The organism is Mesorhizobium sp. WSM3224, from assembly GCF_000427725.1.
In the GTDB taxonomy this organism is placed as follows: domain Bacteria; phylum Pseudomonadota; class Alphaproteobacteria; order Rhizobiales; family Rhizobiaceae; genus Mesorhizobium.
In genome coordinates this window covers 362,911-379,134 of record NZ_ATYO01000001.1, presented here as the reverse complement: position 1 = coordinate 379,134, position 16,224 = coordinate 362,911, and the positions used below count along the sequence as shown (strand labels likewise).

Below are 16,224 nucleotides of genomic sequence, written 5' to 3'. Positions count from 1 at the left end.
CGTCGGGTGGCCGGATGCTGGGATCTTATCAGTTGGTGATGCCGAGCTTCTTGCAGCCCTCGGCGTAGCGGTCGACGCAGAGTTCTGCGGCCGTGTTGATCTTCTTGTCGATGATCTCGGCCTTGAGGTTCTCCTGCGTCACCACCGCCGGAGTGAAGAGCTGCGAGGGCGTGTCGTAAAGGGTCATCTCGGCCTTCGGCGTCTCACCCGACAAGAGCTTGACCGCAACATTGGCGGCGGCGGCCGCGACGATCTCGCTCGGCTTGGAGATGGTGTTGTACTGGTCGCCGGCAATGATCAGCTGCAAGGCCGCGATCGTCGCGTCGTTGCCGGTCACCGGCGGAACCGGATCCACGCCGGCCGCCTTGAAGGCCGCGATCGCGCCGCCGCCGGTGCCGTCATTGGCGGCCACGACGCCGAGGATCTTGGTCCCAAAGCGCGTGATCTGGCCGCTGGCCCATTGCTGGGCCTTCGGCGGCGCCCATTCCGGCGTGTCGAACTCGGCCAGGATCGGGTAGCCGCTGTTGTCGAGGCCCTCGTGGATGCCCTTCTTGATCAGACCCGCGGCGGCGTCGGTCGGGGAGCCGTTGATCTGCAGCAGGCCGCCGCCGGCCGGATCGACTTTCAGAGCCTTGAGATGCTCGACCAGCGAATCGGCGATGGCCTTGCCGATGCCCTCGTTGTTGAAGGACACGTAGAAATCGGCCGGCGCCGTCGGTATGGGCCGGTCATAGGCGATCACCTTGACGCCCTGGCTCTGCGCCAGCTTGACCAGCGAGGCGGCGGCGGTCGAATCGACCGGGTCGAGCACGATGGCCTTGGCGCCCTGCGAGATCACCGAATTGAACTGCTGCTGCTGGCGCGCCGCATCGGCATCGGCGTTCTGGTAGATCACCTTGCAGCCTGGGCAAAGCTTCTTCATCTCGGCGACGAAGCCGGGATAGTCGTGCTGCTCGTAGCGGGTCGATGCCTGGTCAGGCATCAGGAAGGCAACCGTGGCGTCGGTGACGGTGGCGGCGAAGGCCGCCGTGCCGCCGAGCAGAGAGAGCGCGAACACGGCCGCGATGGTCGATTTCAAGGCAAACGGCGATTTCCATGCATATCTGGTCATTCGAATGACTCCGTTTCAAGAAATGGTTTCACGAGACTTGCGCGCCAAACGGCGCGTCAGGCCTTGACTGCATATCGGACTGTTGAAAGGAGTATGATCGGCAGCGGCTGAGGATCGATCCGATCCGGTAAGCCGCGCAAACATCCTCCTTGGCGTGCTGGATTTCAGGACAAGCGATCTCCAGCACAGGGTGCCTCGCACCCCGCGTTTTTCCTTCCCTGAACGTCTGTTTGTTTTGACGCAATTCCAGACGGGGCTGCGGCGAAATCGCCGAACCGAAGCGTTTCACGCTTTTGCTGGAATTGCTTTGGGCTCCTCCCTGTTCCTCCCTGTTAGGCGGCGATCTCCGCGTTTACGTTCTGCGCCAGCAACGCCCTGAAGCGCGAAGGCGACATGCCTTTCTGCGCCAGGAACTGGCGGTTGAAATTCGAGATATTGTTGTAGCCGGCGGCGTAGCAGATCTCGGTGATCGACATCTGGGCCTCGCTCATCAACAACTGGCAGGCAAGGTTGATGCGCAGCCGGTTGACATACTGCACCAGCGCCATTCCGGTGTGCCGGCGGAAGCTGCGCGAGAAGGCGCTGGGGCTGCGTCCCGCGATCTCGGCCAGGGTGCCTTCGCTGAACGGCTCGGTCAGGTGGCAGTTGATATAGGCGAGCGCCTGGTTGATGCCGGCCGACATGAAGCCGGACGGGTCGGGAAGGTAGCCGGCGCTGGCCAGGGTGCGGACGTCGCTCGCACGGCTCAAGACGTCGAGCACGGCCATGAACAATGACAGGCGGCGCACGCCTTGCGCCTCGACCAGTTCGGCCAGCAAGGGCGCGGCCAGCTCAGCCGTCGCCAGCGAGAACAGCGCGCCGCGACGGCTGGTTTCGAGGATACCGGCGCAGGCTGCAAGTTCGGGCAGCGCGGCGGAAGCGTCGGCAATGAATTCTTCGGAGAACTGGACGACGCGGCCGCGCAGCGGCACGGTCTCGCCCGGAGGCACGTCGCTGACCCAGTTGTGCGGCAGGTTGGGGCCGGTGAGCACAAGATTGCCCGGCTCGAACTCGCCGATGAAGTCGCCGACGAAATAGCGGCCGGTGGTGGCCACGACCAGATGCAGCTCGTATTCGGGGTGGAAGTGCCAGCGCACGGTGCGGAAAGGATAGCCGTGGGCCCAGGCCTTGAACGACTCTCCCTGTCTGATCTGGACGACTTCCAGGTCCGGATTCATCTTTATTCCTCCCGCGCGGGTCCGGTCTTATGACCGGTTGCTGCGCTTCGTCGGGCAGGCCGCGTATTCCCGCTGGCCGCCGTGATTGAAAGCTTAGGCGGCAATTGAAACGCCTGCCACCACGGCTTGTCCATCCAACCGATACTTTTTTGACGTTTTGGCGGCGACGAAAAACGGCTGATGAACACAGGCGCCCAGGGCGGGAGTGACAGGCGCGGAACCCCTTATCTGCCGAAAACGCCCGTGCTCAGACCGATTCCTGCTCCTCGCCACGCACCCGAAAAGCGTCGACGGCAATAGCCAGCAGGATCATCGCGCCGCCGATCATCTGAATGTAATAGGCGGACACGTTGATCAGCTGTAGTCCGGTCTGGATGACCGTGATGAGCAGCGTGCCACCAAGCATGCCGAGCACCCGTCCGCGTCCGCCAAGCAGGGATACGCCGCCTATGACAGGAGCCGCGACCGCGTAGAGCAGGGTCGTGCTGCCTACGGTGACGCTCACGCCACCGAGATAGGAGGCGTAGAGGAAGCCGGCGAGACCGGCCAGGAATCCCGCTGCGGCGAACGCGCTGAGCCGGACGCGCCGCACATTGATGCCGGCCGCGTGCGCGGCCCGCCGGTTGCCGCCGGTGGCATAGAGGTTGCGACCCCAGGCGGAGTAGGCAAGCACGACATGCGCCGCCAGATAGATGACGAACAGCGCCACCGGCATGATCGGCCATGTGCCGATCGTCGCGCTGCCGATATAGCCGTATCCTTCGTCAGCAATGACCAGCGTGCGGGCCTGCGTAGCGCCGAGCACCGCGCCTTGCAGAAACAGACCCATGGCCAGCGTGGCGATGAGCGAGTTCATCCGCATATAGGAGACGAAATAGCCGTTGACAGCGCCGATAAGCGTGCCCGTCAGCACCGTCACCGCGACGGCGACGGTCCAGTGCGCGCCGTATTCCTGCATGGCGTAGGCGCCGATCATACCGGAAAAGACGAGGTTGCCGATGACCGACAGGTCGATTTCGCCGATCAGAAGCGTGAACGATACCGCCAGCACCAGCACGCCCAATGTGGTTGCCTGCACCAGCACGTTCTGCAGGTTGCCCTCCGACAGGAAGAACGGATTGAGGACGCCGGCAAGGAGACTGAAAACGATGATCAGTATCCACACCACATTGTCGAGAAGGAATTTCCTGCCGTTCATGTCGTCCTGCGTTCTGTCATGGGTTTCCGGAGCGATCTGGCGTCGGCGATGGCGTCCGCCGTCAGCCCCTCGGCCGAAAGCGACCGTTCGATGCGGCCCTTGGAAAAGACGACCACGCGGTCGACCAGCCGCTGCATCTCGTCGGGGTCCTGCGCGATCAGCAGAACCGCGACGCCGCGCCTAGTGGCGTCGTCGATGAGACGGTGGATGTGTTCCTTCGCCGCCACGTCGACACCGATCGTCGGCTCGTCGAGCAGCAGGATCGCCGGGTTTCGTTCCAGCAGGCGGCCAAGCAGGATCTTTTGCTGGTTGCCGCCGCTGAGCTTGCGGATCTCCTGGTCGGGCGTATCCATTACCACGTCCATGGCCGCGCGGGCCTGGCGCATGCGGCCGAGCATGCTGGAACGGCTGATCATCCATCCGGCCCGGCGGGGCCAGTTGCCCAGGCTTAGGTTCTCGGCGATGGACATCGAGGCGACATGACCCTCACCGATGCGGTCATGCGTCAGGTACGCGATGCCGGCGGCAAGACTGTGGCCTGGGGAATCGATCCGCGCCGGGCGGCCGTCGACCAGGACGCGACCGGACGTGGCCGGGAGCAGGCCTCCCAGCGTGCGAAGCAATTCCTGCGGGCCCTCGCCAAGCAACCCGACGAGGCCGACGATCTCGCCACGGCCAACGGTCAGCTCGACGGGGCCGCCGCCGGGAAAACACAGATCGCTTATCTCGACGATGGGCGGCTTCGGCGCCATCTGGCCCTCGCGCCGAAATTCTTTCACGTCGCTTCCGGTGATCAGGCGCGCCATGCCGTCGGCGGACAGCGACCCGGCGGCGCCGCTTGCTGCAACCTTGCCGTCGCGCAGGACCGTGTATTCGCTGCATAGCTGTCGGACCTCGTCATTGTGATGCGAGATGTAGATGAAGGACGTGCCCCCGGCCGTCAGCGCCTCGACCCATTCCAGCAGATGCTGGCGCTCGCGCGCCGCAAGCCCCGCCGTCGGCTCATCGAGGATGATCAGCCTGGCATCGCCCGCTACGGCCTTGATGATGGCGAGCCGCCTGCGGTCGCTGGCATTGAGATCGCCGGCGCGCCGCCGCGAGGAGACTTGCATGGCATGGCTTTCCAGGAGCAGGCTTGCCTGCCGGTGGAGCTTGCCCCAGTCGATCAGGCTGCGGCGGCGCGGCAGGTTCGGCAGGAGCAGATTTTCGCCGATCGACAGGTCCTCGAAAATCTCGGAATGCTGTGAGAGCAGGTGCAGTCCGCGCTTCTTGCGCGCGGTAAGCGTCAGCGACGACACGTCCTCGCCAGCGAGCAGTATGCTGCCCGCATCGGCACGCGTGAAACCCGCGATAACATTGGATAGCGTCGATTTGCCGGCGCCGTTCTTGCCGAGCAGGCCGTGGATCGCGCCCTTGGGTACCGCCAGAGACACACCGTCGAGCACCGAAACTGGCCCGTATGTCTTGAAGACATTGTCGACGACCAGCACGGACCGGTCGCTCGGCGCTGGCGCAAACAGCCCTTCGCCTGCCCGGCGCGCGCCTTCCGTCGGCTCGCGATCTGACTGTGTCATCGGTCGGCTTCCCCATGCCAGGTCAAGTAGGGCGCGGCCGACAGCGCGCGCCCTCCCCTGCCGGTGCTCAGCCGGCGTTCTGTTCCATCTTCCAGACCTTGGTGACGACGTTGGCCCAGTGGCGCGGATCGTCGGCGTTCTCCTTGGTCAGGAAGTAGGGCGGAATGGTCAGAAGGGGCCCTGATGGACTGTCGGCGATCATGCCCTTTTCCCAGAAGTATTTCTTGTTCTCATAGGGGCCGGTCGGCACCGGCTGGCCCTTGAGCGTGTACTGTTCCAGCAGGTCAACAACAATCTCGACATAGGCGATCGGGTCCTGGGCGATATCGGCATCGATCTCGCCGGCCTTCACCCATTCGAGCGCATTGGGCGAGGCGTCGATGCTGGTCAGGATGATGTGCTTCTCGTGACCGACCGGGAAAAGGCGCTTCTGCGTCTCCATGGCCTTGCGGGCGTCGACGACGAAGATGTCGGTTGGCATGTGGATGGCGTCGAGGTCGGGGCGCTCGCGCAGCGTGGCTGAGACGACGGCCAGCGCCTCGTCATGCTGGTTATTCTGCGGCCGCGAGATGACCTCGATATCCTTGTATTTGGACTTGAGGGTTTCCTCAAAACCCTCCTTGCGGTTGCGCAGGGCTACCGCCGTCAGCGAGCCGTAATTGTTCAGCACGCTGCCCTTGGGCGAACCGTATTTCCTGGTCAACAATTCGGCCGTCTTTTCAGCCGCCATGACGCCCGACTGACGATTGTCGAAGGTGACTGAGGCGGCGACGGTGCCGCCGGTGAGCGGCGTATCGACCATGCCGACTGGAACGCCCAGCGACCTGGCCTTCTTCGTCAGCGGGATAAGCAGTTCGGAATCGAGCGCGTCCGAGATAAGGTAGCGTGGCTTCTGCAGCAGCAGGCTGTTCCAGTCGTTCACCTGCGCGTTGGAATCGCCGTTGGCGTCCTTTCCGACGAATTGCAGACCCAGGCTCTCGGCCTTGCGCTTCAATGCCTCCTGCAGGACGACGAAAAAGAAAAAACCGAGATAGGGCGTTTCCCAGGCCACCACTTTCGAGAGCTCCTGCGCCCCGGCCGGACCGCTCCCAGCCATTACGCCGGCGGCGGCCGTCGCCGCGGCACCGGCAAGCAGGGCGCGACGGTTCAATCTGAAATCCATGATATTCGGCATAGTCTATCCTCCCTTCCTAAAGGCAATCGACCAGTCTCGCGCGCGATCTCCACCGGGCGGCAAAACCGTTCTTTGGCCGGCAAAGGCTCCTCCACTGCCGGCTGCTACAATGTGAAGGCTAGCCAAGCGAAAAATATGATGCCACCACGTCTCTGACGCACGATCGATACTTTCTTGTACTTTGAACGCGACGCCGATGGCGGTCCTGCGATTGACGTGGAGGCAAGTCGTTGAGGCAAGAAAGTATCGGACGGCCAGCGGATTTCTGGTGGTGAGGCCAACGAGGCGTTGCTAGCGTTGCTTTGCTCGATCCATGAGGAGGCGACGGATGACGGGACATTGGATGGGAACGTGGGCCGCCAGCCCGATGAATGTGTGGCCGGGTGACGCAGTGCTCTACGGCTTCCACGACCAGACGGTCAGGCAGGTCGTCCGCATCAGCAAGGGCGGCGTGCGCTTTTGCATCCGGCTTTCGAACGAGCATGGCAGCGAGCCGATCGACATCGGCGCGGCATCCATCGCCAGGGCCAGCGCCGGCGGCGGCATCGAGGGCGGGAGTGCGCGCGGGCTGACTTTCGGCGGCTCGCGCGCAGCCAGGATCCTGCCCGGCGCGCCGCTTTTGAGCGACCCCGTCGAGTTCGAGGCCGGCGACCTTTGCGACCTAGCCGTCAGCCTGTATTTCAGCGGTTTCGCGCCCGTCCAGACGTATCACTTCGAGGCCCAGCAGACCGCTTATATTTCTGATTACGGCGAGTTCGTCGACGCAGAGCGCATGCCCTTGCAGCAGACGTCCACGAGCCGCTATTTCCTTACCACCGTCCTTGTCGGCTGCGAGGCGGACAGCCGCTCGATCGTCTGCTTCGGCGATTCCATAACCGATGGGTTCGGATCGACGGTGGATGCGAACGCCAGATGGCCTGATCGCCTGGCCGAGCGGCTTTCGGCGGCGGGTTTGCTTACCCGTCTTGGCGTTCTCAACCATGGCATCGGCGGCAACAGGGTGAACGCCAGCAGGGCGCGCGGCGCAAGTGCGCTCGCCCGCTTCGACCGCGATGTGCTCAGTCTACCCAATGTCGGCCACATCGTGCTTCTGGAAGGCATCAACGACATTGGTTGGCCGGGAACGATGCTAGCCGGCGCGGCGGAGGCGGTCTCGGTGGAGGATATGGTCGGCAGCTACCGGCAACTGATCGCCCGCACCCATATGCGCGGCATCAAGGTCATCCAGGGCACGCTGACACCCTTTGCGGGCGCATTCCAGGGAGAGGCGCTGCGCACGTTCCATTCTCCCGAGAAGGAACGGATGCGCCGCGCCGTCAACGAATGGATAAGGACCTCCAGCCCCGCCGACGCCATCGTCGATTTCGACCGGGCGCTGGCGGATCCGCAAGACGACTCGCGCATTCGCGCGGAGTTCGACTGCGGCGATGGCCTGCACCCCTCCGACGCCGGCTACAAGGCGATGGCCGATCTCTTCGACCTCGATTTTTTCGGCCGGTCGGTGGGATAGCCCCGGCGAAACTAACGACGCCAGTCGCCGCGGCCGTATCGGTCGGAGCCCTGTCCTTGTTTGTACATCCGCCCCCGAAGCACTTCCTTAACCATGGCGGTTCAGGATCGTCCCCTGGTCAGTGGGGACACCCTGATTGAAAAAGCCGGCGCGCCCTCTTCGCCGCCTGGCGCTTCTCGCGGCGGCGGTTGCGCTGGGCACGGCGGCACAGGCCTCGGATTTCTCCGAGCCATGGAAGAATGCCGAGCGCCCGCTGGTGATCGACGCCTATGAGTACAATTCGATCGACTGGCAGCAGCTCGTCACCGACAAGCGCATCGCCGGCTTCATCAACAAGGCGTCCGACGGCCTGCCGCCGCCCTATTTCTGCCTCGGGGCCGACGCCGACGTCAAACTCTGCAAGGCTCAGTGGAAGCGCTATGCGGTGACGCGCGAGTTGTTCCAGACGCGCAAGGTTGTGGCCAAGGCGCTCGGCCTGAAATGGGGCGCCTATCACCTCGCGCGGCCCGGCAACCCGGTCGAGCAAGCCAATAATTTCATCGATTTTGCGCAACCGGCGCCGGACGAGCTGATGGCCCTCGACATCGAAGGCATCGACGCCACGCAGTGGATGTCGCTGGAGGACGCCGAGGAATTCGTGCGCCAGGTGCATCGCCGCCTCGGCCGCTTCCCCGTGCTCTATGTCAACGGCAAGACCGCCCAGTATATCGCCGACAACCGCTACCAGTACCGGCTGCTGTCGCGGCTGCCGCTCTGGTATGCGCGCTACAAGCCGGACATCGACGTGCATTTCCCGATGGGAAACTGGCAGGGCTATGCGCTGTGGCAATTCTCGGCGCAGGCCAATTGCGGCCGTTTTCGCTGCCCCTACCGGGTGCCCGGCACGCCCAACGACATCGACGTCAGCGTTGCCCCGATGAGCGCGGATGAATTGCGCCAAGAATGGGCCTTCGGGGGCCTGCTCGACGTGCCGGCCGACTACCTCGCCTCGATCCCGGTGCCGATTTCGCGCGAGGCAGCACTCGCCGGCAAGGTCACGATCACCTATGCCGACGTGGCGACGCCGCCGACCTTCGAGGAAATGGTCGCGGTGCTCGGGTCGCGCTGGGAAAAATTCCGCGACGGATTCCGCATGCCGGTGGTGAAGACGGTGCCGCAGCGCGCGGGCTTCGGCATCGCGCAATATGTTGCCTGGAAACGGGCCGGCCAACGCACGCCCGAACAGCTCGATGCCGCCTTCGCCGTAGCCGACCCGGTCAATACCGCTTCGACGGCGCTCGACCACCGCAGGCAGTAGTAACCGTGCCGCTAGAGCGGTTCCGCGTTTCACGGAACCGCAGAACCGCTCCAAGTTTTTGTTTTTACGCAATTCTGGACGAAGGCTACGGCGAAGTCGCCGAGCCTGACCGTGAAACACTTTTCCTGGAATTGCTCTAGCGATGGCTGCCCAGGCTGGCATACATGCCAGTGGTGCGAAACTGCGTCGGGTTGATGCCGTAGCAGCGGCGAAACACCTTGGAAAAGTAATTCGCATCCTCGAAGCCGCATAGCACCGCGACTTCCTTCACCGGCAGGAAATCCGCCCTGGTCAGCAGCTTCGCCGCGCGTTGCAGGCGTTGCTGCAAGACGAATTCGGCCGGCGGCAATCCCTCGCTCTCGGCAAAGCAGCGCGAGAAATGGGCGCGGCTGAGGCCGCTGATCCCGACCAGATCCGCCACCGGCAGCGGCTTGTCGAGATTGGCGTTGATATGGTCGATGACCGGCTGCATGGCGCTCTGCTTCTCGGCGAAGGCGTGCGAGCCGAAGACATCGTCGTAAAGCGCCATCGCCGCCTCGTAGGCGATCGCGGAGGCAGCGCCGGGCGAACCAGCACCCTTGATGAGCCGCAGGCTACAATCGGCGAGGTGATCGATCGTCGCCGGCTGCAACCGGAACACCGGTCCTGAAACGCTCAGAATGGACTTGTGGATGCGCAGCGCCTCCTCGCCGTTCATCGAGATCCAGAAATATTCCCAGCGGTCGCCCTGCCCCAGCCAATAGCGATGGTTGTGCGGCACCAGCACCAAAAGCGTGTCGTTCGCCTGCAGGCGATAGTTGCGGCTTTCGTAGCGCAATTGGCCGTTGCCGCTGATCGTATGCTGAAGCACGGTGAACGGCGTCTGGCCGCGCTTTCGCCCGTCCCAGTCGTAGGTCTCACCTTCGCGCACTTCATAGCCGGTGCTGGTCGGCATCGCGTGCAGGCGCTGGCGGCCGCGCGGCAGCGAAATCGTGCGCATCAACTGTCCGTTGGCGATCAGGTCCTGCAGCACAAAATTACCCTTGAAAGCATAATCCTTCTCTGGCCGAGCGCGCGAATAAGCGCATAATCAAGCCCTCAAGAACGGGAACGACCCGCGGTCGAGGAGCGGGCGGGAGGAAAAAAGCCGGATTTCCGGCTTTGAGCGGTGCGTGCGCGATGGCACGCGGCCGTGTCCTCCCTTGCTGCTCCTTGCCTAGCATTCGATTGGATCGAGGTGAAGGTGATGAGCTTCAAAATCGCTATTATCGGCGCCGGCAGCGTCGGATTCACCAAGAAGCTGTTCACCGACATTCTGTGCGTGCCGGAATTCAAGGATATAGAATTCGCGCTGACCGACGTCAGCGAGCACAATCTCGGCATGATCAAGGCGATCCTCGATCGCATCGTCGAGGCCAACCATCTGCCGACCAGGGTGACGGCGACCACGAACCGCCGCGAGGCGCTGGAGGGCGCACGCTACATCATCAGCTGCGTGCGCGTCGGCGGTCTCGAAGCCTATGCCGACGACATCCGGATCCCGCTGAAATATGGCATTGACCAATGCGTCGGCGACACGATCTGCGCCGGCGGCATCCTCTACGGCCAGCGCAACATCCCGGTGATCCTCGACTTCTGCAAGGATATAAGCGAGGTCGCCGAGACCGATGCCAAATTCCTGAACTACGCCAACCCCATGGCGATGAACACCTGGGCCGCGATCGAATACGGCAAGGTCGACACGGTCGGTCTTTGCCACGGCGTCCAGCATGGCGCCGAGCAGATCGCCGAGGTGCTTGGCGCGAAGTCCAGGCATGAACTCGACTATGTCTGTTCCGGTATCAACCACCAGACCTGGTTCATCGATCTGCGGCTGAACGGCCGCAAGATCGGCAAGGACGAACTGGTTGCCGCCTTCGAGGCGCACCCGGTCTATTCCCAGCAGGAAAAGCTGCGCATCGACGTGCTGAAGCGCTTCGGCGTCTATTCGACCGAAAGCAACGGCCATCTCTCCGAATATCTGCCCTGGTACCGCAAGCGGCCCGACGAGATCACGCGCTGGATCGACATGTCCGACTGGATCCATGGCGAGACCGGCGGCTATCTCCGCTATTCCACCGAAACCCGCAACTGGTTCGAGACCGAATATCCGCAATTCCTCGAAGCCGCGTCGAAGCCGATCGACCCGGCCAAGCGCTCCAACGAGCATGCCAGCCACATATTGGAAGCGCTGGAGACGAACCGCGTCTATCGCGGCCATTTCAACGTCAAGAATAACGGCGTGATCACCAACCTGCCGCAGGACGCGATCATCGAATCACCCGGCTTCGTCGATCGCTTTGGCATCAACATGGCCGCCGGCATCACGCTGCCGGAAGCCTGCGCGGCCACCTGCATGGCCTCGATCAACGTCCAGCGCATGTCGGTACATGCGGCGATCGCCGGCGACATCGACCTGTTGAAGCTCGCCGTGCTGCATGATCCGCTGGTCGGCGCGGTGTCGACGCCGGAAGAGGTCTGGCAGATGGTGGACGAGATGGTCGTCGCTCAAGCCGCCTGGCTGCCGCAATACGCGCACGCCGTTCCGGCGGCAAAGGAGCGGCTGGCGAAATCCAAGGTCAAGACCCGCGAATGGGCCGGTGCCGCGCGGCGCAACGTGCGCTCGATCGAGGAATTGCGTGCCGAAAAGGCCGCACTGAAGCAGACCGGCTGAAAATCTGGGCGCGGCGGCGGATCCACGGGAGGCAAAGGTCCGTCGCAGTCAGCCGTCGAGGCGGAAGACAAGCAGAAAACGTGTGAACAAGAGGGAGGAAATAATGAGGAACCTACGCAGCATTGGCATTGCCGCCGGATTGGCGCTGAGCGTCTCCGTTCCGGCACTCAACGCCTTCGCTTCCGAGCCGACGGTGCCGCCCAAGCCGGCGACGTTTCCGGCCGAGGGCAAGATCAAATACGTGGCGCGCGACTCCATCCTGGAGTTCAAGGCGCTGCCCGAATATCACGAGCCGGACTGGGTCACCGAAAAATACGTCAAGGCCGGCAAGCTGCCGCCAGTGAAGGACAGGCTGCCCAAGGAGCCGCTGGTGTTCAAGACGGCCAACATGCCGGACGGCACCGGCGTCTATGGCGACACGATGCGTCACGTCATCGGCGGCCGGCCGGAAGGCTGGAACTATGGCGCGGGCCAGACGCAAGGCTGGGGCGGCATTGACATCGGCCTGTCCGAATGCCTGACGCGCACGGCGCCGCTGTTCCAGGTCGAGGCCAAGGATACCGAACCGCTGCCGAACCTCGCCAAGAGCTGGGAGTGGTCGAAGGACGGCCATAAGCTGACCATGCATCTGGTCGAGGGCGCCAAATGGTCCGATGGCGCGCCCTTCAACGCCGACGACGTCATGTTCTACTGGGACGACGAGGTCATCGACCCGAACGTCTCGCCGCTCAATGGCGCGACGCAGGAAACCTTTGGTGTCGGCACGACGCTGAAGAAGATCGACGACTACACCGTCGAGTGGACCTTCAAGGATGCCTTCCCGAAACAGTACCTCTACGCGATGGCCTACGGCACCTTCTGCCCAGGCCCCTCGCACATATTGAAGCCGCAGCATCCGAAATATTCGAAGAACACCTACGACCAGTTCAAGAACGCCTTCCCACCGGATTTCATGAACATGCCGGTGATGGGCGCCTGGGTGCCGGTCGAATACCGGCCGGACGACATCATCGTCATGCGCCGCAACCCCTACTACTGGAAGGTCGACGAAAAGGGCAACCAGCTGCCCTATCTCAACGAGCTGCAATACAAGCTATCGACCTGGGCCGACCGCGACGTCCAGGCGGTCGCTGGCTCGGGCGATTTCTCCAACCTTGAGCAGCCGGAAAACTTCGTCGCCTCCCTGAAGCGCGCCGCAGACGCGAACGCGCCGGCACGCCTGGCCTTCGGCCCGCGCCTCATCGGCTATAATCTGCGCCTGAACTTTTCCGCCAATGGCTGGGGCAACCCGGACGAGCGCGGCCAGGCCATCCGCGAATTGAACCGTAACGAGGACTTCCGCAAGGCCGTCACCATGGCGCTCGACCGCAAGGCGCTCGGCGACTCCCTCGTCAAGGGGCCGTTCACCGCCATCTATCCCGGCGGCTTCTCCTCCGGCACCAGCTTCTATGACCGCAATTCCACCGTCTACTATCCCTTCGACCTCGAAGGCGCCAAGGCCGAGCTCGCCAAGGCCGGTCTCAAGGATACGGACGGCGACGGCATCGTGAACTTCCCGGCCGGCACCGCCGGCGGCAAGGATGTCGAGATCGTGATGCTGGTCAACAACGACTACACCACCGACAAGAGCCTTGCCGAAGGCGTCGTCGCGCAGATGGAGAAGCTGGGCCTGAGGGTCGTGCTCAACGGCCTCAATGGCACCCAGCGCGATGCCACGCAATATTCCGGCCGCTTCGACTGGCTGATCCGGCGCAACGAGCAGGAGCTGACCTCCGTCGTGCAGAATACCGTGCAACTCGCTCCCATCGGCCCCAAGACCAGCTGGGATCACCGCGCGCCGGAAAGCGGCCAGGTCGACCTGATGCCTTTCGAAAAGGACCTCGTCGACATCGTCAACAAGTTCGTCTCCTCGTCGGACAATGACGAGCGCGCCAGCCTGATGAAGGAGTTCCAGAAGATCTCGACGGAACATGTCTACAATGTCGGCCTGACGGAATATCCCGGCGCGCTGATCGTCAACAAGCGCTTCGCCAACATTCCGCAGGGGACGCCGATCTTCATGTTCAACTGGGCCGAGGATTCGATCGTCCGCGAGCGCGTGTTCGTCAAGGCGGACAAGCAGGCGAAATACGAACTGTTCCCAGAGGAGCTTCCCGGCAAGCCTGGAGACAAGGGCCCAATGTAGGTTTACCTCCCCTGACTGAGAGAGACCCCGGCCGCGCTGATGGCGCGGCCGGGACAAACCAACCCCCGAACGCCCCAGGCGGCGCGTCGGCGAGATGAGGAAGCGGACCGTCCATGTTGCGATTCCTGCTCATGCGCATAGCGTCGGCGCTTCCCGTCCTCGCCATTTTGAGCCTAGTGACCTTCGCCATCATCCAGGCGCCGCCGGGCGACTATGCCGACTACATCCGCTCCCAGCTGATCAACCAGGGCGGCGCGTCGTTCGCCCAAGCCGACGCCCAGGCGCAGGCCTACCGCATCGAACACGGCCTCGATAAGCCGCTGCCCATCCAGTATCTCAACTGGATCGGCGGCATCGTCACCCGCGGCGATTTCGGCTACAGCCTCTATTACAACAAGCCGGTGGCCGATGTAGTGGGAGAACGCCTGCCGCGCACGCTGCTGCTGGCGCTGGTCTGCCACCTGCTCGCTTCGGTTCTCGGCATTACCTTCGGCATCTGGGCGGCGACGAGGCAGTATAGCTGGATCGACTCGACGCTCTCGGCCATCTCCTTCCTCGGCATGACAGTGCCGCGCTTCCTGATGGCGCTGATCATCGTCTATCTCCTGGTCTTCCAGTTCAACGTGTCGGAGATCGGCTCATTCTTCTCGCCGCAATATGGCGGCGCGCCGTGGTCGTGGGCCAAGTTCGTCGACCTGGTCAAGCATGTCTGGCCGGTGGTGGCGATCGCCACCTTCGGCGGCCTCGCCTACAACATGCGCGTTATGCGCGGCAATCTGCTCGACACGCTCAACGCCCAATATGTCGAGACGGCCAAGGCCAAGGGCCTGACCGGCGGCGCTGTCGTCATGCGCCATGCCGTGCCCAACGCGCTGCATCCTTTGATCATGTATCAGGGCGTGGTGCTGCCTTACATGCTCACCGGCGAGATCGAGACGGCGATCATCTTCGCGCTGCCGACCGTCGGCCCGGCGATTGTCGGGTCCATGGCGGTCGGCGATGTTTATGTCACCGCGACCTTCATGATGGTGCTGTCGGCGACGCTGATCGTCGGCAACATCATCGCCGACATGCTGCTGGTCCTGCTCGATCCGCGCGTCCGCCAGTTCGGGGAGCGCTAGATGCTTGCGCGCGACCCCTCCCCGCCGCCATTGCCGCCCGAGGCGGCGACGATCGCCCCGGTACACGGCAACGAAAGCTATATCGCGCTGGTCTGGCGCCGGCTGAAGCGCTCCTGGACCGGCATGACCGGGCTCTTCCTGGTCGTGCTGCTGCTGATCATGGCTGTCTTCGCGGATTTCCTCGCGCCCTCGGATCCGAAGGCGACCGATGTCGCCTTCGCGCCGCCGGAACTGCCTTCCTTCCATGACAAGGACGGCAATTTCACCCTGCGGCCGAGGGTCTATGCGCTGGCCGATTCGGCCGATCTCGATCCGGTCACCTTCCAGCCGATCGTCGGTCCCGACTACGATCATCCGCGCCTGCTCGGCTTCTTCGTCGAAGGCGCGCCCTACAAGCTCTTCGGGCTGATCCCGGCGGACCGGCATTTCTTCGCCTCGATGGACGGCCAGCCCGTGCATTTCCTCGGCACCGACAAGTTCGGTCGCGATGTGCTGTCGCGCGCCATCCACGGATCGCGCGTCTCGCTGATGATCGCGCTGACGGTCGTCTTCATCATCACCGTCATTGGCACCACGGTCGGCATGGTGTCCGGCTATTTCGGCGGCAAGTTCGATGTCTGGATGCAGCGCTTCGTCGAGCTGGTGCTCGCCTTCCCGCAACTGCCGCTCTACCTGGCGCTGACGACGCTGATCCCGGTCACCGCGCCGACCAACGTCTTCCTCGCCTTCGTCATCATCGTCATGTCGGCGCTGGGCTGGGCGCAGATGTCGCGCGAAGTGCGCGGCAAGACGCTGGCGCTGGCGCGCATCGACTATGTGCGCGCCGCCATGGCGGTCGGCGCCACCGACCGGCGCATCATCCTGCAGCACATCTTCCCCAATGTGATGAGCCACGTGATCGTCGCCGTGACGCTGGCGATTCCGACGGTGGTGCTGCTCGAATCCTTCCTCGGCTTCCTCGGCTTCGCGGTGAAGCCGCCGCTGATCTCGTGGGGGCTGATGCTGCAGGATACCGCGACCTATTCGGTCATCGGCACCTATCCGTGGATCCTGTCGCCGGTCGGCTTCGTGCTGGTCACCGTCTTTGCCTTCAACGCGCTGGGCGACGGCCTGCGCGATGCCGTCGATCCGTACTGAGGTGGCCG

General features: G+C 63.5%; 12 protein-coding genes. 6 read left to right on the top strand and 6 right to left on the bottom strand.

The window, feature by feature from the left end; translation table 11 throughout:
• Window positions 1-28: 28 nt before the first annotated feature.
• The 5 genes from YU3_RS0101800 to YU3_RS0101780 all read right to left on the bottom strand — a co-directional run bounded on the left by YU3_RS0101800 (window position 29) and on the right by YU3_RS0101780 (window position 6,274).
• On the bottom strand, window positions 29-1,111 hold the full coding sequence (locus YU3_RS0101800; protein WP_027164624.1) for a sugar ABC transporter substrate-binding protein: 1,083 nt from the start codon (window positions 1,109-1,111) through the stop codon (window positions 29-31).
• A gap of 332 nt (window positions 1,112-1,443) precedes the next feature.
• Window positions 1,444-2,328 carry an AraC family transcriptional regulator gene (locus YU3_RS0101795; RefSeq protein WP_027164623.1) on the bottom strand — a complete coding sequence of 295 codons (885 nt, stop codon included), beginning with the start codon at window positions 2,326-2,328 and terminating at the stop codon, window positions 1,444-1,446.
• A 247-nt stretch (window positions 2,329-2,575) separates the two neighbouring features.
• Complete coding sequence (locus YU3_RS0101790) at window positions 2,576-3,526, bottom strand: ABC transporter permease (protein ID WP_051333813.1); 951 nt, start codon at window positions 3,524-3,526, stop codon at window positions 2,576-2,578.
• Window positions 3,523-5,100 carry a sugar ABC transporter ATP-binding protein gene (locus YU3_RS0101785; RefSeq protein ID WP_027164621.1) on the bottom strand — a complete coding sequence of 526 codons (1,578 nt, stop codon included), beginning with the start codon at window positions 5,098-5,100 and terminating at the stop codon, window positions 3,523-3,525. Before YU3_RS0101785 ends, YU3_RS0101790 begins: the two co-directional genes overlap by 4 nt.
• A 67-nt stretch (window positions 5,101-5,167) precedes the next feature.
• Window positions 5,168-6,274 (bottom strand): sugar ABC transporter substrate-binding protein, encoded by a 1,107-nt coding sequence (locus tag YU3_RS0101780; protein WP_027164620.1) that lies wholly within the window; start codon window positions 6,272-6,274, stop codon window positions 5,168-5,170.
• Between the two features lie 328 nt (window positions 6,275-6,602).
• Between YU3_RS0101780 and YU3_RS35835 the strand changes: the two genes are divergently transcribed.
• Window positions 6,603-7,784 (top strand): SGNH/GDSL hydrolase family protein, encoded by a 1,182-nt coding sequence (locus tag YU3_RS35835; RefSeq protein WP_198021624.1) that lies wholly within the window; start codon window positions 6,603-6,605, stop codon window positions 7,782-7,784.
• Between the two features lie 136 nt (window positions 7,785-7,920).
• Complete coding sequence (locus YU3_RS0101770) at window positions 7,921-9,081, top strand: glycoside hydrolase family 25 protein (protein WP_027164619.1); 1,161 nt, start codon at window positions 7,921-7,923, stop codon at window positions 9,079-9,081.
• Between the two features lie 136 nt (window positions 9,082-9,217).
• On the opposite strand, the gene YU3_RS0101765 is transcribed toward YU3_RS0101770, so the two are convergent.
• On the bottom strand, window positions 9,218-10,060 hold the full coding sequence (locus YU3_RS0101765) for an AraC family transcriptional regulator (RefSeq protein WP_156913319.1): 843 nt from the start codon (window positions 10,058-10,060) through the stop codon (window positions 9,218-9,220).
• 246 nt (window positions 10,061-10,306) lie between these two features.
• Here YU3_RS0101765 and YU3_RS0101760 point away from each other — a divergent pair, with 246 nt between their 5' ends.
• From YU3_RS0101760 to YU3_RS0101745, 4 genes are all read left to right on the top strand, one after another.
• A complete protein-coding gene (locus YU3_RS0101760; RefSeq protein ID WP_027164617.1) occupies window positions 10,307-11,773 on the top strand; it encodes an alpha-glucosidase/alpha-galactosidase in 1,467 nt (488 codons plus the stop codon).
• Window positions 11,774-11,876: 103 nt separating this feature from the next.
• Window positions 11,877-13,958, top strand: a complete 2,082-nt coding sequence (locus YU3_RS0101755) for an ABC transporter substrate-binding protein (RefSeq protein ID WP_027164616.1) — start codon at window positions 11,877-11,879, stop codon at window positions 13,956-13,958.
• A 113-nt stretch (window positions 13,959-14,071) separates the two neighbouring features.
• Window positions 14,072-15,079: an ABC transporter permease gene (locus tag YU3_RS0101750; RefSeq protein WP_027164615.1), complete on the top strand. Its 1,008-nt coding sequence runs from the start codon at window positions 14,072-14,074 to the stop codon at window positions 15,077-15,079.
• Complete coding sequence (locus YU3_RS0101745; RefSeq protein WP_027164614.1) at window positions 15,080-16,216, top strand: ABC transporter permease; 1,137 nt, start codon at window positions 15,080-15,082, stop codon at window positions 16,214-16,216. It begins immediately after the preceding gene.
• Window positions 16,217-16,224: the final 8 nt, after the last annotated feature.